The sequence below is a fragment of the Gardnerella sp. DNF01189 genome, assembly GCF_049244195.1.
Classification (GTDB): domain Bacteria; phylum Actinomycetota; class Actinomycetes; order Actinomycetales; family Bifidobacteriaceae; genus Bifidobacterium; species Bifidobacterium swidsinskii.
Map to the genome: position 1 here is coordinate 949,253 of NZ_CP058385.1, position 21,458 is coordinate 970,710.

At 45.9% G+C, this 21,458-nt stretch carries 12 protein-coding genes, 3 rRNA genes and 1 pseudogene; all 16 read right to left on the reverse strand.

What is annotated here, in order from left to right:
- Positions 1-26: 26 nt before the first annotated feature.
- Positions 27-1,030 (reverse strand): annotated as a pseudogene (locus tag HXT41_RS03770) (CPBP family intramembrane glutamic endopeptidase).
- Between the two features lie 74 nt (positions 1,031-1,104).
- The gene (locus HXT41_RS03775; RefSeq protein WP_116773625.1) at positions 1,105-2,247 is read right to left on the reverse strand and encodes a D-alanine--D-alanine ligase family protein; all 1,143 of its coding nucleotides are present in this window, start codon (positions 2,245-2,247) and stop codon (positions 1,105-1,107) included.
- 71 nt (positions 2,248-2,318) lie between these two features.
- Positions 2,319-3,314, reverse strand: a complete 996-nt coding sequence (locus HXT41_RS03780) for an NAD(P)H-dependent glycerol-3-phosphate dehydrogenase (protein WP_116440650.1) — start codon at positions 3,312-3,314, stop codon at positions 2,319-2,321.
- Positions 3,315-3,455: 141 nt separating this feature from the next.
- Positions 3,456-4,340 (reverse strand): lysophospholipid acyltransferase family protein, encoded by an 885-nt coding sequence (locus HXT41_RS03785; RefSeq protein ID WP_116431517.1) that lies wholly within the window; start codon positions 4,338-4,340, stop codon positions 3,456-3,458.
- Positions 4,341-4,359: 19 nt separating this feature from the next.
- Positions 4,360-5,223, reverse strand: a complete 864-nt coding sequence (locus HXT41_RS03790; protein WP_102703271.1) for an anchored repeat-type ABC transporter permease subunit — start codon at positions 5,221-5,223, stop codon at positions 4,360-4,362.
- Positions 5,223-6,011 carry an anchored repeat-type ABC transporter ATP-binding subunit gene (locus HXT41_RS03795; RefSeq protein WP_162863108.1) on the reverse strand — a complete coding sequence of 263 codons (789 nt, stop codon included), beginning with the start codon at positions 6,009-6,011 and terminating at the stop codon, positions 5,223-5,225. The genes HXT41_RS03790 and HXT41_RS03795 overlap by 1 nt, the downstream gene beginning before the upstream one ends.
- Before the next feature lie 20 nt (positions 6,012-6,031).
- Complete coding sequence (locus HXT41_RS03800) at positions 6,032-7,747, reverse strand: anchored repeat ABC transporter, substrate-binding protein (RefSeq protein ID WP_421779470.1); 1,716 nt, start codon at positions 7,745-7,747, stop codon at positions 6,032-6,034.
- Between the two features lie 51 nt (positions 7,748-7,798).
- Entirely contained in the window at positions 7,799-9,952 is a 2,154-nt protein-coding gene (locus HXT41_RS03805; RefSeq protein ID WP_421788821.1) for a choice-of-anchor M domain-containing protein, read from the reverse strand.
- A 13-nt stretch (positions 9,953-9,965) separates the two neighbouring features.
- Positions 9,966-11,165, reverse strand: coding sequence for a choice-of-anchor M domain-containing protein (locus HXT41_RS03810; RefSeq protein WP_004109103.1), 1,200 nt, complete (start codon positions 11,163-11,165; stop codon positions 9,966-9,968).
- A gap of 34 nt (positions 11,166-11,199) precedes the next feature.
- Entirely contained in the window at positions 11,200-13,518 is a 2,319-nt protein-coding gene (locus HXT41_RS03815) for a choice-of-anchor M domain-containing protein (RefSeq protein ID WP_116994988.1), read from the reverse strand.
- Between the two features lie 227 nt (positions 13,519-13,745).
- Positions 13,746-14,300 carry a cysteine hydrolase family protein gene (locus HXT41_RS03820; protein ID WP_116994989.1) on the reverse strand — a complete coding sequence of 185 codons (555 nt, stop codon included), beginning with the start codon at positions 14,298-14,300 and terminating at the stop codon, positions 13,746-13,748.
- 594 nt (positions 14,301-14,894) lie between these two features.
- Positions 14,895-15,011, reverse strand: a 5S ribosomal RNA gene (rrf, locus tag HXT41_RS03825).
- Positions 15,012-15,190: 179 nt separating this feature from the next.
- Positions 15,191-18,249 (reverse strand): 23S ribosomal RNA (locus HXT41_RS03830).
- A 376-nt stretch (positions 18,250-18,625) separates the two neighbouring features.
- Positions 18,626-20,152, reverse strand: a 16S ribosomal RNA gene (locus HXT41_RS03835).
- Together the 16S, 23S and 5S rRNA genes form the textbook arrangement of a ribosomal RNA operon.
- A 192-nt stretch (positions 20,153-20,344) precedes the next feature.
- Positions 20,345-20,491: a hypothetical protein gene (locus HXT41_RS03840; protein ID WP_162861153.1), complete on the reverse strand. Its 147-nt coding sequence runs from the start codon at positions 20,489-20,491 to the stop codon at positions 20,345-20,347.
- A 145-nt stretch (positions 20,492-20,636) separates the two neighbouring features.
- Complete coding sequence (locus HXT41_RS03845) at positions 20,637-21,452, reverse strand: HD domain-containing protein (protein WP_004107986.1); 816 nt, start codon at positions 21,450-21,452, stop codon at positions 20,637-20,639.
- Positions 21,453-21,458: the final 6 nt, after the last annotated feature.

Sequence of the window (21,458 nt, forward strand, 5' to 3'; positions counted from 1 at the left end):
TTTATGCGATTATTTTTTATTCGCTTTTACGCAAATAACATTAGCAAATTAAGAAGTATTGAAATAATCAAAAACGCTATTACTCCAACAGTTCCGTACAATGCTTTGTTTCCAACTTTATTTGGAAGTTCTTGCGGAGCATCGAAGAATACGAGATACTTGCGGCGACGAACCAGCAAAACCACGCCTACTATAAGCATGGCAATCATAAACATCCCATAAATTCCAGCTAGAATAAAACCGGTTGGTAGGCTAGCTAATTCCTGACGCGACATCTTTTCTACGTCAACCATATTTCCGCTTGCATCAACCAGCTGCTTTTCCAGCCACAGGGCAATTATGCTTCCTTGGAAATTCACAATCATATGAAGGAATATGCTGTAGCTCAACTTGGACGTGCGAATATAAATGTAGCCAAAAACAAGTCCAAGTCCAAATGCGTAGAAGAATTGGAACACGTTCATGTGGAAAAGCGCGAAAGCAAGTGCGGAAAATACAATAGCTCGCTTTTCTCCATACACGCGCAAACGAGAAAGCAACTGTTTTCTAAAAAGCCATTCTTCCACAATTGGCGCAAGAATTACCACAAATATGAAGGTTTCCCACATATTTCCCGCTGCAATAGTGTCTGAGACGCGATTTTCTGCTTTTCCGCCGCTAAGAACTGTTGCTAGGAAAATGCCAACTATATTACCAATGTACATAATCGGTATGCACACAGCAAAGAAGCCGCCAAATTGGCTAAATTTCATAGAGAATTGTCGAGTTTTTGCAGCAGGAACAGTGCGCATAATAAGCATTGCGATTGGTAGAGCGACTAAATACTGCGAAATATCCGACACAAGTAATGTGTTAAGAGAGTCGCTTAGCATGCTCTTAGGCACAAACTGTGAATAAAGAACTCCAAGAATATACGAAACAGCAATCCAAACTACGAGGAATACACATAAAGACATGCCGATAGTTCCTTGACGTTTTGCGCGCTAGCAAATAAGTGTCGTCGCGCCATGAATTTTTGCAAATCTTGCATACTTATTCCTTTTTGTTTCTGCTTTTGTTGCTGTTTTTGTTTCTGCTTTTGTTGCTGTTTTACAGTTGATTAAATTATTTCAGAACGCCTTCAATAAGCTTTGTGATTAAATCGCTATAGCTTATTCCGGTTGCTTCCCAGGCTTTTGGATACATGGAAATTGGCGTAAATCCAGGCATTGTGTTGATCTCGTTAAGAATTACGCGGCCATCTTTAGTTACGAAAGAATCCACGCGACTTAGTCCCCGCCCATCTGCCGCTTTGAACGCTGCAAGCGCCGTTTTGCGAACGCGCTCTAAAGTTTCCGCTGGCAAGTTTGCTGGAACTTCAACGTGCGAAGCTGCGGAATCCATGTATTTGCTGTCAAAATCGTAGAACTGGTCTTCACCAGCCTCGCGCTTGTCTAGCACAACTTCTCCAGGCCAGCTTGCTTTCGGTTCTTCGCCGTCGCGAGCTGCAAGAACCGCGCACTCAATTTCTCGTGCATCAATTCCCTGCTCTACCAACACTCGCCAATCGTGCTCTGAAGCCTCAAAAATAGCTTCTGCTAAGGCTTTAGCATCGCGCGATTCAACTTTTGTAACTCCAAAACTGGAACCTGCGCGGCTTGGCTTTACAAAAAGCGGATACTCGAGTTTTGCTGCTTCAACTTGAGTAAGAATTTCTTCTGCGTATGCATCAAAGCGATTTTCCGCGTCGCTTGCAAACTTGCGCGCATCAAGTGCAATTCCAGGAGCAACATTAATTCCGGCAGCTTTAAACAGTTGCTTTGCATAGTATTTATCCATGCACGCAGCCGAAGCCAATACTCCACAACCAACGTATGGAACTTGCATCATTTCTAGCAAGCCTTGCAAAGTGCCATCTTCACCGTTCGGACCGTGAAGAACTGGGAAAACAGCGTCAATATGACCCAAACTTGTAAGTGTACCGTCATTTTCGCGGGCTAAAAATCCGTCTGCGCCTTTGGCAGGGTCTAGCACAACATCGCGCGTTCCAGCAGTTTTTGTTATTACCGGAAGCTCTCCTTCTTCCATACGGAAGTTTCGCGGATCTTCGCCGCCAACAATCCATTCGCCTTGTTTTGTGATTGCGATCCGCACAATGTCAAAACGATTTTCGTCTACAGCACTGAGCACTCCAGCAGCAGATATGCAAGAAATCGAATGTTCGTCTGCCTTACCGCCATACAAGAACACTACACGCTTTTTCGTCATTTTTTTCCTTTATATATTTTGAATTATTCTAATTATTTTGGACTAGTTTTGATTATTTTCGCAAACGCTACTTACTCTTCGCAAACGTCGTCGTCGAAAAGCATTGCGAGCATTTCTTGGCAGGAAATTCCTTCTTCAAGCACGCGAGCCATTGCACTTGCAAGCGGAGTTGCAACACCCAAACGCTTGCCCATTGCAACTACTGCGCTTGTGGTTGGCACGCCTTCTGCAACACCATTGCTCACGGCAGTTGCTTCTTCAACGCTCATGCCTTTTCCAAGATTTGCACCGAAAGTATAGTTGCGGCTTAGAGGAGATCCACAAGTTGCAACTAAATCACCAAAGCCAGCAAGACCTGCAAAAGTGCGCGAATCCGCGCCTTCTGCTACGCCCAATGCCGTCAATTCTGCCAAACCGCGCGTTTCAATCATAGCCGCCGTGTTTTCGCCATATCCTGCACCTCGAGCCATACCAACTGCGAGCGCAACCACGTTTTTAAGCGAGCCACACATTTCTACGCCGATTACGTCTGTTGACACAAATGCTTTAAAGTAGCTGTTTGAGCATGCTTTTGCAACTACTTCTGCCTGAGATTTTTCTGCGCAAGCAACTACTGCTGCAGCCGGGTGGCGAGATGCAACTTCCTTGCTCAAGTTTGGTCCGGAAAGTGCAGCAAAACGGTTACGCGGTAAGTTCAAAGCTTCGCACACAACTTCATCCATACGTTTGCCGGTTGTGCGCTCAATGCCTTTCATCAGCGAAACAACGATCGCATTTTGTGGAATCAAACCCACAAAACCTTCCAACGCAACGCGAGCAAACTGTGCCGCAATCGCCACGACTACAATATCCGCATTTGCAACAGCCTCTGCTCGGTCCCCAGTTGCAGTCATGTTTTCTGGAAGTTTTTCTACGCTAGGCAGACGCACGCCATTATGATGATGATCGCGAATTCCTTCAACAATTTCTGGCTCTATTGCCCACATTGTCACTTGATTTCCTGCATCCGCAAGTACTTGTCCAAACGCAGTTCCCCAAGCACCAGCACCCAACACCGTAATGTTCATGTTTTACGTCCTGCCTTTCGGTTGTGAGTTTTATAAGCTACTGTATAGCTATTTATTTGTAATCACACTATTACATAATTCTACACATGCCGCTTTACGGGATTTTTAAAAGATACTTTATTTTATTCTTCTGTATATTTTTTATTCTTCCGTAACGCGTTTCATCTGCCTGTAATCAAAGTATCCTGCAGGAGATTTTTCTCCACGAATTTCTTCCATAATCTGCGTCATACGCACACGCACGCGACGAGCCAACTCTTCAGCAGATTCAAGAGGAGGTAGCTCTCCCCAATTTTCACTCCCCTTTAGCAAGTCAGCATAATCAAGTTGAGTATCGTAGCACATTACAACATTTTTCTTTGGCCATGGCCACCAGTGGTTAATGCTTGCCGCGCCCCATGTAACCGCGCAAAATAGCGGAATCTGATGTCCGAGTCTGCGCGATGCTTCGAGAGCAATTATACCAATTCCGGGCTTCATGCTCATAGGCCATTTTTTAGGATCGCGCGTAACTGTTCCTTCAGGCCATACACTTAAAGGTCTGCCATTGGTGAGGATTTTAATAGATTCTTCTTCTATTTCTCGCGCTTTTCCGCTTCTGCGAGGAACCGGCTGCATGCCTACAAGCTGGAACCATTTGCCTAAGATTGGCCAGTGAGCGAGTTCCGCTTTTGCCATGTAGCGCGGACGACGACCTTGGTGGAATAGTGCAGTCATAGGTATGAAAACATCAAACATCGTCACGTGTGTGCAAGCGGTAATAAACACGCCTTCTTCTGGCACGTTTTCTAATCCCCACGCCTTTACTTTGCAACGCGAACGCAATACGCGCGACGTTCCTTCGAGCAACCTTTCTGCGGCTTTAGGATTTTGCGCGTCAATTTCTGCCTGGTTTGGCTTACGTTTTCCTGTTGGATAGTAATACGTTGGATCAACTAAATTGTGTTTACTTGCTAAAAGCTTTACTTGCTCATCACTGAGTGGTTTTACTGCACTTCTTGGCGAAGGTTTTCCTTTTGATACCATACGTCTATTGTGCCGCACGCTATAAACCTACGCTACGACCCACTTTTGCAATCAACCCATGTTTAGGAGAGCACGCCCAAGCGAGCACGAATAAAGCGGTTGCTACGAGCACAATTGTTCCGCCTGTTGCTGTATCAAAGCTCCACGAAATATACATTCCAACAATCGAAGAAACGCACCCAATAACAGGAGCTAAAATCATCATTCTTGGCAGCCTATCCGTAAGCAGTCGCGCAGTTGCAGCAGGAGTCACAAGCAGAGCAAGCACAAGCACGTTTCCAATAATTTGCACGGAAACAACTACAGCGATAGCCACTAACACGTACAACATTCCATCTAACCATGCAACTGGCAATCCCATTGCGCGCGAAGTTTCTCGATCCATCGATACGCACACAAGCTCTTTGTGGAACATGCATAATATAGCCAAAATAATCAAACCAGTAAAAGCAACAACAGCAATATCTGAATCAGGAATACCTGTAATCGAGCCAAACAAGAAGGATTCCAAAGAGCCGGCGTAGCCAGATGCTTTAGAAATAATCACAATTCCAAGAGCAAAAGCAGATACGAAAAATACGCCAATAAATGAGTCTTCGCGAAGCCTGCGATTTTGGCTAAAAATAGATACGATTAGCGCGGTTGCAACTCCTGCGAGCGCTCCTCCAAATAGCAGATTTCCTTGCAATACGAAGGCTATAGCAAGTCCTGGGAATACTGAGTGAGCTACAGCATCTCCAATAAACGCCATTCCTCTAAGTACTACGTAGCATCCAACTACACCGCAAATTACGCTAGAAAGGCACGCTACAATAAGCGCTTTTAGCAAAAACCAAAGGTCTGGATTTGTTAAATCTTGTATAAATTCTATTGGAGATAACATTACTCTTTCACCACACTTTCCTTACCAATTACGCGCTCAACTGCTTTAATAAGCGGATTTTGCGGAGCTACGTGGAAGGTTCGTACCCACTGTTTTGTTTGCAAATGTTGCGGCTCATCGTCACCCACAATAGTGCCATCAAATAGCATTATTCTCGAGCATGAGTTAATTGAACCAATAATATCGTGCGAGCTCATGAGAATTGCTTCACCAGAAGCAGACAATTTTAAGAACAAATCGGTAAGCAGCTCCTGAGTAGGCATATCAAGTCCAGTAAACGGTTCGTCTAGCAAAAGTAAACGCGGCTCTCCAGCCAATGCTCGCGCAACAAGAACGCGTTGCCGCTGACCTCCAGAAAGTTCACCAATCGTGCGATCTTGGAAATCAGCCATTCCTGTGCGTTCAAGCGAGTTTAATGCGATCTCGTAATCTTCTTTTTTAGCGCGACGAACGTAACCAATATGACGAATCCTACCCATCATCACTACATCTAAAACAGAAAGTGGGAAATCCCACGCAATATCGTGACGTTGAGGCACATACCCAACGTAAGATACGCGAGAATTAAGTTTTGCACCTTCCATATGAGGAGCACGCACTTCGAGTTTTCCAGTATGTGGAATCAAACCCATAATTGCACGAAATAGCGTCGTTTTACCAGCACCGTTTGCGCCAAGTAATCCCACGAATTCGCCACTATTAATGGTAAAAGAAACGTCTTTTACTACAGCGCGATTCCCGTACGAAATATTCAAATTGTGTGCGCAAATTACTGCATTTTCTTCCATATTTACTACCTTTAACACTTTCACTTCAAACATTTCGCTAAAGAATTCGCGTTAGCTCGCATCATATCCGCGTAAGTTCGCACATTCACGTCGAAAGCGTCACCATAAATTGGGCAAACTTTCACATGCGCTTCAGACGCAAGCTCTTTAAGCACAGACGAGCGAGAAATTAAATTCGGCTCTAAAAACACTGCAGGGATTTCCAAGTCGCGCAAAATTTGCGAAAGTCTGCGCCTATCTTGCACGCTCGGCTCACTTGAAGGGTTGATTGTTACAAATCCTGCGATATTTACGCCATAAGCTTTACCTAAGTATGCAAAAGCGTCATGCGTTGTAACCAAGTTGCGACGCTCTTTTGGAATTGACGCCACTTTCTGCCTCATATACGCGTCTACATCTAACAGCTTGTTAATGTATCGGTCCGCATTTGCGCGATATTTGCGAGCATTTTTAGGGTCGACTTCGCACAAGCGGTCAGCTATTGTGCGCACATAAGCAATTCCGTTTTTCACTGACTGCCATAAATGCGGATCAATATCTCCGTGAACATGTTTTCCAAGAACAGCTTGTGGAAGTTGATAGATTTTCTGCCGCGCAAATCCAAGGAATCTATAGCCTTGTTCAGCTGGAATTTCTTTTAAAGCATTAGTCGGCACTTCTACTACTACATCTCGCGGCTCATAATACACGCGCTTTGGCGCAACCGACCGCTTTTCTTGCAAAGTGTCAACTCTGTACAAAAATCCGCGTTTAGCTAAATCGTAAGCCAAATCTGCATGGCCTTGATTCAAAACTACGCTAGCTCCACGCTTTTTCGCTAATTTCTGCGCGTTAATGCCGACAGCAAAACGCATAGTTGCGTTTCCTAAACTTGCAACTCTTTCGTTTTGAGCATTGAGCATATCTGCATGAAAGTCGAGAGTGTATTCTCCTGGCTTACTAAAAGCCCAACTTAAATGCGTGTGCGCGTCCGCAGGCAAATCTACATGATCTTCATCGTTAATTCCGTTTGCTGAATTAACGTAAGTTTCTACACTTCCAAAAGTGCCAGTAAGGTAAGCGAAAAGCGAACCAGGACCAGTTACTTTAGTTGCAGTTAAGCGGATCCTGTCCGAACGCTTCATGTTGTATGCTTTTGGCTTTATTACAGTAGCGCGTCCTTCTTTCGTTACAGTGGAAGGCGCGTTTGATTGCGAAGATTGAGAAACCTGAGAAGACTGCGACTTATCAGGTTTCTCTTGAGATTTTTGTTGCTCTTTAGCATCTTTAGCTTCCTCAACCGTCTGCGAAGTTTGGCGTTCTGTAGCAAGACCAAGCCAAATAGTGTCCAACGACACATCTTCGACCATTGGAATAATATCCGCCGCATGTTTCACGCTTTCTTCAGCAAGTTGCACATTTGGCACGCCTTTTCGCAAATTTGCGTCTAAAGCAGTAATAACACCATGCTCCTCAAGCATCATGTAATTACTAAAAGCCACATCCGCATACACAACGTCTCGAATTGAACGCAATCGTGGCTCGTAAGAGTGCGGATCTGCATTATCAGGTACGATTGAACTCACATTTGCAGCATCCCCTGCTACATTCGCCACCATATCACGCAAAACGCCTGTAGTTGTAACTACATTAATGCGACCATCGCGATGTCCTGCACGATTCCCGTTAACACTACCACAAGCAGAAAGCGGCAAAATAAGCGCGACGACTGCAATTGCACCAATCGAAGAAAACAAAGTTTGCTTTACTCTTCTGGGCCTATGAATCACCCTCACACACTCCTACTACTAATAGCGCAACAGCCAGTTGAAGTTAATAAGTCCGCGATTGTAGAGATACCAAATCCCTGCACCCAAAACGCCAAGCACAGCAATAATTCCACCAGCAAGAAGCGAATAAGCAAGTAAAGGATTTCGCTTAAATAATCCTGTTACACCTTTTGCTTCAGACTTCGCAACATCGTCATTATCGTTCAATTTCTGTCGGTACAAACTTTTAGCGAGCCTCTTGTTACTAATTTTTGAAACAAGACCTTTATGCTTTTTAGCTTTTCTTGGCAATTGTTTTCCAGAGTGTGAATTGTTCAATCCTAAACCACGACCAACAAAAGGATTTCCGCCACCAACGGCACCGTTTCCATGACCGCCATTATTTCCGCCTAAACGAGGCAAATCAGTAGGTTTTGCTGGATTCTGAGGTGTAGAAGAACCATCCTTTTTTCCAGTACTTTCGCCGCCGTCAGCATACCCCATTGGTGTTTCTTGTGGATCTACACCAACAGCAACATGAATATTGCGAGTTACTGTAGAATTTCCGTCGGAAGCTTGGAATTGCAATGTGTAATATCCCGGTTCGTCGAAATCCCAATTCGCATGAGCATGCGTATTTGCAGGTATCGTATAATCTGTTGCTCCTTGAGTGGAGAAAATCTCTTGATCTCCACCGCCCAAACCGCCAAACATCCAAACGCGTACGTTTCCAGGACCTTCAACTCCTGTTAGGCTCAATTGAGTTGGCTTATGCGGATTCATAGACTGATTATTCCAACCCATCCATGGCACACCATCAATTTGTGTTTGCGGTATACGATACACGCCGTTAGTTTTACCAGCATCACCAACTGCGAATACAACTGTATCCGGGTCTCTAAAGACGTGGCTTCCTGTCACATCTTCTTGCACAGCCATATCAACTTTATTTGAATCGCCAGTATATACAGCAATATCAACGTGACCGTGGTCTATAACAAGCTTGTCGCCCTTGATGTCTTTGAACTTTGTCACAGCAGATTGCTGACTTTGAGAAACTTGCTTTCCGCTTTTAGCGTTATGTTCCCCATGAATAAGACCACCATTATTACTTCCAAAAAGTCCTTGTTGTTGCATTTTTGCTCCAGGCCATGGAGTCACATACACAGTGTTGTTGTTACCGTTAATGAAGAAAGATCCGTTACTTTGTTGCACATTAATGCTGTGATCCTCACTTTGAGAATCGTCATCATCATCTGAATCTTCTTCGTCGTCTTCACCATCTTCATCACCATCAAAAGATGCGCCATCATAATCAGCAAAATCGCCAGCTGTTACATCATGATTAGTTACATGGAATGTATAAGTCTGCTCAGAACTTTGCTCCTCGTCACCAACGGTAGCAGTAGCCTTCATTTTTAACTTATACACACCAGGACGGTTAAAAGACCAATACATGTGCGAATGCTTGCCACCAGTCTCAGTAATGTCAACATCTTTCGGCCAGTTTTCAGCAGAGCCGAGCATTTTCTCATAATCGTCACCGCTGCGACTGTACATAAAAACTTCGCCGTTGTGGGGGGCTTCGATACCAGTTAATGACAGTTTGACTGTTGGATTAACTTTTGTAGAACCAGCTCCCTCATATAACGGTCTAGTATCTAAACCAGGCCATAATGCACCAGTATTTCCAGCTCCAGATTGATCAAAGAACCAGACTACACCTTCGCGAGTTGTTGCGTAGATTTCTTTTATTATCGGATCGTTCTCATCTTTGGAAAACTGCATGATATTTTTAGAGCCGACTTCAAAAATAAGCCGATTCGTATCGTAACGAGTGCCATTATGATCTTCATTTTCAAACGCATCACCCAAGGTACCTAATACCATGCGGTTATTTGTAGTATCAAAGAAAGTTGCAAAAACGTCAGTATGACCTTTATACGCATGGCACATTGCAACTTTACTATCAGCCGCAGGTTGTGAAGCAGTTTTATCTAAGCGAGCAGCTGCACACGCTTTAAAATTGGCTTGCTTTATTGCGTCAAAATCTTTAGAAGATTTCTTTCCGCTTACAACAGTTGCGTCACTGCCATTGTCAGCAAAAGCCGTGGGAGTTCCCATCATCATGCCACACAAGCACACGCCCACCAACAAAGCGCGAGATAATTTCTTTATACTATTACGAACCATTTTCGTCACACCATTATTTCCACTGAGTGCCATCAGATTGCACATTGTCTGATTGAGAATATTGAGAATTATTAATTGGTGACATTACTGTCGTTTCTTGATCACGCACTAGATTTGGCAAGGTATTGTCACCATTTGCATTATTCACAGAATTTGCATTGTTTGCATACTGTTGATTAGCTTGTGCAGAAACTTGCTTAGCAAGCGCAAGATTTCGTGCTTTCTTGCTTTTAACTACAGCTATTAGTACAAAAATCACAATAATTACGGCAATAATAGCCACAAAAATACCTACAATTTGAAGAACTAAAGCTGTATCGTCACTTTTTTCAGATACTTTGTGAGAATGCTTATGCTTGTTGTGAAGGAGTTCGTGATGATGATTAGCTTCATCTTTTTCGGATTCATCGTTATCTTCTTCATCTTGACCCTCTTCGTCGCCCTCGTTGCCACTTGCTCCAGCAGCACCCGCACCTAAAGCAGCATTAGGATCGGTATTATCTCCAACCGCAAAATTAAGAACACGCGTATCGCTTACTGCGCGTCCATTTTTAAGCTTTCCTGAAAAAGTAAGCTTTACATGATAAATTCCAGGCTTAGAAAACACCCAATTCACGTGAGTATGAGCGTTGGCTTCAATCCAGCTGTTTTGCGGATATCCTTTAGTACTATCCCAAAGTTGCTGTGGATTGTTGTTGCCATTTTCTAAGTAAACATGCAGTTTACCCGGGCCGCTTACTCCTTCAAGAGAAAGGTTTGCACCGCGATCGAGCTCGTTAAGCACGCCACCTTCCTGCGTATTCCAACCAAGCCACGGCACATCAGGATTTTGAGTTTGTGGAATTACGTAAAGCTTGGTTCCAGGCTTTTCGCCAATAAAACTGTAGGCAGCATCATCAGGCATAGGAATTATTGAATTGCCACCTAATTTAAATACCACATTTTCTGGGTCTCGCCACACTGGTTCGTCACCAGTATCATCGCGAATCTTCAATTTCCATTTGCCGTCGATTAGCGTTGGTCCAAAATCAGCATGACCTGCTTGAATCATAACTGGCTGATTGCCTTCATTAGCATAAGCAGTTTCCTGCATTGGATTTGGTGCGCATAAAGATGCAACCAAAGTTACTAAAGAAAATATGAGCGCAAGCAACGCAGTAGAATATACATGCTTTCGTTTTACTTGCAATGTTTCATTTTGTTTGTAATTCATTATTTAAACTTTCTAGTAATAATACGAATATTATTTACAACAATTTCAATTTAGAACGTATCAATGCTCCGCATGCGCCAGTTATTGTGCATAAGCCGACGCTCGCACCTGAAGCTGCAACCGCAACCCACTTAGTCGAGGAACCATCACCTTTTGTATCATCTGAATCATCTTCATACGCTTCATCAGATTCTTCGTTGTATTGCCTTGCACCTTGCAAAGCATGACGTTCAGTATTCTTAACAAAATCAGAGTTATTGACAGAACTATTTTTAGACTTATTGCCAGAATTATTATCTGTTCTTACGAAATTACGAATAGTCTGTCCACTTTTCTTAGAGCTCTTGTTCTTAGTATGAGTTCCGCCAGAAGTTCGTCGCGATGAATTATGTAACGATGTTCCGCTTGAATTTTCTGTTCTTGTAAAAGAACTAGAACCAGAACTAGCACCACTTTGCGTATTATTTTTAGAATTATTCTTACGATTAGTGCGGTTAGTCTTATTGCGATTCTTCTTTGTGCGCTTGAATTTTCTGTTGGATTTCTTAAAGAAATTAGATTCGAATTGGAATCCACCATTAGAACTAGATCCAAATAGTCCCGAATTTGCAGTGCCGCCGAATACACCTTTCAAAAAGTTCTTTCCACCAACAAAATGCTTAGTCTTATTTTTGCGCTTATTACGACGCTTCTCATGGTGCTTTTTCCCGTGAGAGTTCTCATCATCTTCAGAATCAGAACCACTTTGATCATCATCGCCATCATGGTTATGAGAGTGAGGAACACCTTTCATCTCAATAACATAATCGCAAAACTCATCAAACATTTTATTACGGTAAAGTTCACCGTTCTTTAAAACTAAGGAAGGACGAATCGTTGCACCTTGCATTGACGCATCAAGTTTTAGCTCCAACTTGCTGTTCACGGCACCAGGAATGCGCTTAAATTCGCTTTCTCCTTCCTTTTTTATCAACCAAACATAATCTTTGACTATGGAAGTTACTGGACTTGTCGGATCGTCAATTGGCACACCGGTAACACCGTCGGTTGCAACATGAGGGTTAAGCAATACTGTTTTCGCGTGTAAAGTATCCCCTGGTTTGAAACGCTTATAAGGAGCAATTGCTTTTACTACAGGATGTCCGTCAGCACCGTGATCTTCAACGGCGATGGTTGCAGACGCAGTATCTTTGCCAACTTGCGTTTCACCTTCAGTTGCGTGAGCATACACTTTCATCTTGTTCATTGCAGGCTCAGCTGGAAGCTGCAATCTCTCAGCAAAAAGAGTGGTTCCATACGCGTCAGAACCTTCGTCAGCACGCACATATCTCCACTCAATACGAGCGCCCTTTGGTTTGTTAACTACTTTTAAGTCTAAACCACCATAACCTTCGTATGAATGATAATGCGGATGAGGTCCGGAATCACGAATATTGCCGATGCGCATATCGCCGCCATCGTCTTTATCCGTGTCTTTATGATCTTTGGAAGCTTCGTGCGCTTCTTCATCATCGTCAGGATTAATAAAATCACCGCGACGGTGCAAATCAAGCGTTTCCGTAATGCCAGAAGCAGGTACTTCGCCTGAATATGTATCTTCTACTTCAAAAGTGTATTCTGCAGGTTCGGTTGTGATCTGCTTCTTAGTGTTCTTATTTGTAATAGTTGCTGCTACTTTTAGTTTGTAAACGCCAGGCTGCGTAAATCCCCAGTTTGCATGCACGTGGCCAGCAGTATGCTGGTGAATTACGCCAGGTAGCATAAATCGACTGCCATCAGTATCAGGTTCGTCGTCTAAATCGTTCTCTTCAAATGATACTTTCTTCGTATTTTTACCAATGCCACCGGTAGTCCAAAGCAAAATGCGACCGTTCATTGGTCCAGTAACTTGCTGGATTGCAATATCTGCTGTTGCGTCATCTGCGTGAGATGCGCCAACTAAAGTTGCAGCATAACCTGTGTCCCAACCCGGGAAGAGAGGATTTCCTTTTTGCTTACCGGAACTATCGAGATAGTAGTATTCAGTAGCTAGAGCAGGAAGTTGCGATTTTGTAGTGTATGTGCTTTTTGCTACGCGCAAAGTAGTGTTTTCAGGCTTTAAGAAAGTTTCAGAGTCTTTTTCGACGGCCATAATGAATTTACCATTGTATTGAATTGGGTAAAATACGTCTGTATGTCCGTGACTTAGCACTTCTTTTTTTGTAGGATCGTATTTTTCACCAGGATTACTATTTTCTAATGCAACTGCTGGTAAAGCTGCACTAAATCCTGATGCAAGCACAGCAAACGCAAGTATTGCAACACTTGCCATTGCAAAAGCACGTTTTCCAATATTCCTAATGACCTGAGTCATAATTATTATTTCGCTCTCTACACTTCGTCTTCTTACCTTTATATGCGCTCTTCTTTTCGCAAATAATTATGGAAGATTTTAACAACGTCTACTAATAATAATAATGATTCTCATTAATAGCAAGTCGACACTCCGAATAAACAACAACGCTGGTAGCTTAAAGCAACCAGCGTCTATTATTCTCAATAACTATTGAATACTTATTTAAATATTTTTAGCTAAAATTCTCAGCCTTCTACAATATCCGCATTAAGGCAAGTCTTAAAGTGGCGCAAAGCCCATTCGTGACCTTGCGGATCAAAGCTTGCGACTGCATCTTTGTGAACTACGATTTTGAAGCCAAGATTATACGCATCAACAGCAGTGTGAAGCACGCAAATATCCGTGCAAACACCCACCAAGTGCAACTCCTCAATATGACGTTCGCGCAGCTTAATCAGCAAATCCGTGCCATTAAACGACGAGTAGCGAGTTTTATGAATGTGATACACATTGCTTTTATCTTTATTTTCCTCGTAAAAATCACCAAGCGCGCCGTACAGCTTCTGACCGTGAGTTCCGGCGATATTGTGAGGTGGGAAAAGTTTAGTTTCAGGATGATACGGATCGTTCAAATGATGCGTATCAATCGCAAAAACCACGAACTCTCCAGCGTCAAGAAATTCCTGCGAAATCTCAGTAATACGCTTCTCAAGCTTTTGCGCAGGCTCACCTACAGTCAGAGAGCCATCGCTTGCCACAAAATCATTCGTATAATCAATGTTAATAAGGGCTTTATTCATACCTACTCCTTGTATGAAATTTACAGAATAATCGCAAATAGCATTACTGCTAACAGCATTATTGCAAATAGCTCTACTGCAATAGTATAATCGCTTTAGTTACAATATTCCGCATTCTTAATTGCTTGATTTTATTTCAATTGATAGCCCAATTATCAACTCAATTGCTGGCCCAATTGCAATCGGCGCAATACCTTAATATTCAAAGAATACTCAAAGCTCACTTGCTTCTGCACCGACTATCATCATTTAATCACTACCTTGCGGCAAATGATGCTACAAAACGTTTGCCGGGGATTTTTCGTTACTGGTGCAGTACGGTTTCTGCGCGCATGTCTCTGTTGTCTGTTTTTAACTACATTTGCCGTAAGTTTTCCTCGCGTTTGCGCGACGACCTGCTTGAGCGCAGCATTGCGCGCGCGAAAGCAATTCGGAGCGTGAGCTTGCTCAGACGGAAAGTCCAGTGGACTTTCCTTGCAAGCTCAGCAGTGAGCGCTTATAGCGCGAGCGTTGTCCAGAGTTTGGAGGATTACAAAAACAGTAGTATACGAAAATAAAAAAAGCGGGGAGTGAAAACTCCCCGCTAGAAAAATAATGCGGCAGCGTGCTAGTCTCCCACACCCTATCGAGTGCAGTACCCTCGCCGTGTCAGGCCTTAGCTTCCGGGTTCGGAATGGGACCGGGCGTCTCACCTGAGCCATGACCACCGCAAAACTAGATTATACACTCAAAACCATTGAGTGGCAACACGTGGCGGTTTGGGAACCGGACATGAACGCGAATAAAAACTCTCTTACCAACTGATCGTTAAGCAAAACATTCAGTACTCATTAACGCTAGAAGAATAATACTCATGAGAAACTCACCCTCCCCACTCACAAAAGTGAGGAAGAATGTCACCATCGCCCGTTAGTACTAGTCAGCTCCACCCCTTACAGGGCTTCCACATCTAGCCTATCAACCACGTGTTCTACATGGGGGCTCACACACTAAAGTGCAAGGAATGCTTATCTTGGAGCAGGCTTCCCGCTTAGATGCTTTCAGCGGTTATCCCTTCCGAACGTAGCTAACCGGCAGCGCCACTGGCGTGACGACCGGCATACCAGAGGTTCGTCCACCCAGGTCCTCTCGTACTATGGGCAGGTCTCCTCAACATTCCAACGAGCGCAGAGGATAGAGACCAAACTGTCTCACGACGTTCTGAACCCAGCTCGCGTGCCGCTTTAATCGGCGAACAGCCGAACCCTTGGGACCTGCTCCAGCCCCAGGATGCGACGAGCCGACATCGAGGTGCCAAACCATCCCGTCGATATGGACTCTTGGGAATGATCAGCCTGTTATCCCCGGGGTACCTTTTATCCGTTGAGCGATGCCACGTCCGTACGCCGGCACCGGATCACTATCTCCGACTTTCGTCCCTGCTCGACCCGTCAGTCTCACAGTCAAGCCCGCTTGTGCGATTACACTCAACACCCGATTGCCAACCGGGCTGAGCGGACCATTGAGCGCCTCCGTTACTCTTTAGGAGGCAACCGCCCCAGTTAAACTACCCGCCAGGCACTGTCCCTGACACGGATAACGTGTCGAGGTTAGACGCCAGATATGGAAAGAGCGGTATTTCACCTGTCGACTCCACGCAAGCTAGCGCCCACGCTTCACAGCCTCCCGCCTATGCTACACGATCCACACCTAACGACAATACCAAGGTATAGTAAAGGTCCCGGGGTCTTTTCGTCCTTCTGCGCTTAACGAGCATCTTTACTCGTACTGCAATTTCGCCGGGCTCCTGGCCGAGACAGTGGGGAAGTCGTTACGCCATTCGTGCAGGTCGGAACTTACCCGACAAGGAATTTCGCTACCTTAGGATGGTTATAGTTACCACCGCCGTTTACCGGGGCTTAAATTCACCGCTTCACCGAAGCTAACGGATCCTCTTAACCTTCCGGCACCGGGCAGGCGTCAGAGCGTATACAGCGGCTTACGCCTTCGCACGCTCCTGTGTTTTTGGTAAACAGTCGCTACCCCCTAGCTTGTGCCACCCCCAACAGCTCCGCTTGTAAAAAACATCACCATCAGGGGTCTCCCTTATGCCGAAGGCACGGGAGTAATTTGCCGAGTTCCTTGGCCAGGATTCGCCCGATCGCTTCGGTATACTCTACCAGACCACCAGTGTCGGTTTAGGGTACGAGCGGAATCACACCTCACGTTGAAGCTTTTCTTGGCAAGCAGGATCACCGGAATCAGCCTTACAGCCTACCCATCACGCCTCAGCTTTAACATCCCCCGGATTTACCTAGGAGACAGCCCACACGCTTAGCCACGGAAAACCACCTCCGCAGCCGGCTACCTACCCGCGTCACTCCCACGCTAACCTACTACCGATACAGTCCCAACACAAACCAGCCAACAACCCCGAAAGGCAATCAACCAGCAAATGAAGGTTAGTACTCTCAGATTCAGTTCGAACGGTGTAACACCGGTACGGGAATATCAACCCGTTCATCCATTCGACTACGCCTGTCGGCCTCGCCTTAGGACTCGACTCACCCGGGGACGACGAACGTGGCCCCGGAACCCTTAGTCATTCAGCGGACGGGATTCACACCCGTCTCTCGCTACTCATGTCTGCATTCTCACTCCTGTAAAGTCCACGACAAGTTCACACTGCCGCTTCACCCCATACAGGACGCTCTCCTACCCCGCATGAAACAAATCATGCAGCCGCGTCTTCGGTGGCGTGCTTAAGCCCCGCTACATTGTCGGCGCGGAACCACTAGACCAGTGAGCTGTTACGCACTCTTTCAAGGATGGCTGCTTCTGAGCCAACCTCCTGGCTGTCTATGCGACTCCACATCCTTTCCCACTTAGCACGCGCTTCGGGACCTTAGACGACGATCAGGGCTGTTTCCCTTTTGACGACGGAGCTTATCCCCCGCCGACTCACTGCCGTGATAAACCTAACAGGTATTCGGAGTTTGGCTGCTATTGGTACCCGGTATGGGCCCGCAAGCATCCAGTAGCTCTACCCCCTGTAAGCAATAACACGACGCTGCACCTAAATGCATTTCGGAGAGAACCAGCTATCACGGAATTTGATTGGCCTTTCACCCCTAACCCCAAGTCATCCCCCAGTTTTCAACCTAGGTGGGTTCGGTCCTCCACACGGTCTTACCCGCGCTTCAACCTGCTCAGGGCTAGATCATCCCGCTTCGGGTCCAGGACATGCGACTCAAACGCCTTTTAAAACTCGCTTTCGCTACGGCTCCCCCACCCGGGTTAGCCTCGCCACATACCACTGACTCGCAGACTCATTTTTCGATAGGCACGCCGTCACCCCACAAAGAAGGCTCCGACGGATTGTAAGCGCACGGTTTCAGGAACTATTTCACTCCCCTCCCGGGGTGCTTTTCACCTTTCCCTCACGGTACTAGTACACTATCGGTCAGACAGGAATACTTAGGCTTACCCAACGGTCTGGGCAGATTCACGCGGGATTCCACGAGTCCCGCGCTACTTGGGAATAAACATAAAGAGACATCGCACGACAAGCTACGGGGCCATCACCCTCTACGGCTGGGAATTCAATCCCATTCACCTAGCACGACATTTTATCACTCTCCTCAACCCCGTCAGAGGCTGAACAGTCCATCCCACGACCCCGAATGCGCAACACCTGACGGCTATCACACGCACCCGGTTTAGCCTGATCCGCTTTCGCTCGCCACTACTCACGGAGTATCCTTTCCTGCAGGTACTGAGATGTTTCACTTCCCTGCGTACCCCCCACAAAAACTGTGGTGACCACTCATAACAGTGGCCGGGTCTCCCCATTCGGAAATCCTCGGATCAAAGCCCACTCGGCAGCTCCCCGAGGCATATCGCAGCCCGTCACGTCCTTCATCGGTCCTGTCTACCAAGGCATCCACCATACGCCCTTACCAGTGACAAACACTAAAGTAAGAACCCATCAGCAAAATTCTCTAGACAAAAAATCATCACACTAAACGATCACAAAACGATCAAGCGACTCCAACAAAAGGAGCCGGTTGAAATTGATAAAAGCAAAAAAATCGAAACAAAAAAGTTTCGCATTTTACTCGCGTCCACTATCCAGTTCTCAAACCACCACAACACCACAAAACCCAAGCCAAACACTCAAAAGCATCAACCTGAAATCCTGTGAGTCAAGGACCGCAACCCCAAACAAAGGGGGGTGGCAATCCGGGAACCCAAAAGCATGCCCAACAAACTCATCTAAAAACGTCAACTATTGTTTTCCACACCAGTAACCACACTCAAACCGAGCGTGCACAAAAACTCCGTAGAAAGGAGGTGATCCAGCCGCACCTTCCGGTACGGCTACCTTGTTACGACTTAGTCCCAATCACGAGCCTCACCTTAGACGGCTCCATCCCAAAAGGGTTAGGCCACCGGCTTCGGGTGCTGCCCACTTTCATGACTTGACGGGCGGTGTGTACAAGGCCCGGGAACGCATTCACCGCGACGTTGCTGATTCGCGATTACTAGCGACTCCGCCTTCACGTAGTCGAGTTGCAGACTACGATCCGAACTGAGACCGGTTTTAAGGGATCCGCTCCATGTCACCATGTCGCATCCCGTTGTACCGGCCATTGTAGCATGCGTGAAGCCCTGGACGTAAGGGGCATGATGATCTGACGTCATCCCCACCTTCCTCCGAGTTAACCCCGGCGGTCCCCCGTGAGTTCCCGGCATAACCCGCTGGCAACACAGGGCGAGGGTTGCGCTCGTTGCGGGACTTAACCCAACATCTCACGACACGAGCTGACGACGACCATGCACCACCTGTGAACCTGCCCCGAAGGGAAACCACATCTCTGCAGTCGACAGGCACATGTCAAGCCCAGGTAAGGTTCTTCGCGTTGCATCGAATTAATCCGCATGCTCCGCCGCTTGTGCGGGCCCCCGTCAATTTCTTTGAGTTTTAGCCTTGCGGCCGTACTCCCCAGGCGGGACGCTTAACGCGTTAGCTCCGACACGGAACCCGTGGAATGGGCCCCACATCCAGCGTCCACCGTTTACGGCGTGGACTACCAGGGTATCTAATCCTGTTCGCTCCCCACGCTTTCGCTTCTCAGCGTCAGTAACAGCCCAGAGACCTGCCTTCGCCATTGGTGTTCTTCCCGATATCTACACATTCCACCGTTACACCGGGAATTCCAGTCTCCCCTACTGCACTCTAGCCCGCCCGTACCCGGCGCAGACCCACCGTTAAGCGATGGGCTTTCACACCAGACGCGACGAACCGCCTACAAGCTCTTTACGCCCAATAATTCCGGATAACGCTTGCGCCCTACGTATTACCGCGGCTGCTGGCACGTAGTTAGCCGGCGCTTATTCGAAAGGTACACTCACCCGAAGGCTTGCTCCCAATCAAAAGCGGTTTACAACCCGAAGGCCTTCATCCCGCACGCGGCGTCGCTGCGTCAGGGTTTCCCCCATTGCGCAATATTCCCCACTGCTGCCTCCCGTAGGAGTCTGGGCCGTATCTCAGTCCCAATGTGGCCGTCCGCCCTCTCAGGCCGGCTACCCGTCGAAGCCTAGGTGGGCCATTACCCCGCCTACAAGCTGATAGGACGCGACCCCATCCCATGCCACTAAACACTTTCCCAACAAGACATGCGTCAAGTTGGAGCATCCAGCATTACCACCCGTTTCCAAGAGCTATTCTGGAGCATGGGGCAGGTTGGTCACGCATTACTCACCCGTTCGCCACTCTCACCAACCAGCAAGCTGGTCAGATCCCGTTCGACTTGCATGTGTTAAGCACGCCGCCAGCGTTCATCCTGAGCCAGAATCGAACCCTCCACGAAAAAACTTCAATGAAGAGCCAACAAAAGGCTCCAATATTAAAAAGAAAAAGACGAGACATTCTTTAAGGAAAGAACATCCCAACAAAAACCTCACCACCATTTAACCATCTCTCAGGCACCCTGCAATCTGCAAGGCAGGCAATGAACTGGCAATAATTAACTAATAAGTAGTACAGACACGCTCTTGAGTTCTCAAACCACCACCACACCAGCCGGCTCATCAACCTCAACCGAGGAGAACCAGCCGCGCTGAGCAGCAAGAGATAAACTTACACCAACCCACGCTAAAACGCAAACCCACCAAAAACAAACACCCCAAAACCATTGAAAACAAGCCAAAACACCGGCGTGTCGAAAATCGCGAAAAAACACCAAAAAAGCATGCTATCTGATATTGAATCTATAAAAACTTTTTAAAAAATAATAGATTTCTTAAAAAAAATACACAAAAATAGGATAAAAATACGCAAAAAATCAATAACGCTCACGCATCAACACGCATATTAAAGATTTCTGCCAGACCTGCAATATCTGGCTCACCATATTTCGCAACCAATTGCATCCAACGATTAGCATTGTCTTCGCCAAATCGCGCAGCCTTGCGACGATAAGAATCGACTGTCAAAAAACGAGGAGGTATCGATTTGCTGTTATATTTATCCGCAACCATAACAATTTCTTGCTCAACTGTTTGCGGAATATAGTCTTCAGCAGGAAGAGACAAATTTTGCGCAATAACTTGCTCTCGAGTTAAGCCAACTCCAGTATGATTGCGCGCAAATTGCGCAGCATCCTCACTAAAACCATTATCAATTAAATATTTATATCCGCGCAAGCCATGCAAAATATAATTCGGACCATCAAAGCGCAATATACCACCAGCGTTGCTACTGCCATCACTTTCAAGCACAAAATACGTGCCAATATCGTGCAACAATCCACCTATTAAAGCTGCGTATTCATCAATATACTGTTTTGGAGCTAAGCCACCACTAAGCGCAGGTAATATTGCATAACTATCTCCGACAAGCTCCTGAAGGCAATTTTTTGCTATTTCAGCACGCTTACGCAAAGTTTCACTCATTTGAGCAGCACGATTTTCAGCGGACAAAAGCATATTGCAATGATGAGCAATTTGCCAAGCAATTGTTGAGATTACAACACAATGACCGTGAATAAGCTCATAAGCAGCAGAAGATGGTGCAGTTGCACTATGCAATTTCTCTACTTCACCAAAATCAGGTAAATCAGCGAGTTTTATCGAGTTGCAATTAAGTATACTTTCTGCACCATTTTCCATTTTAAG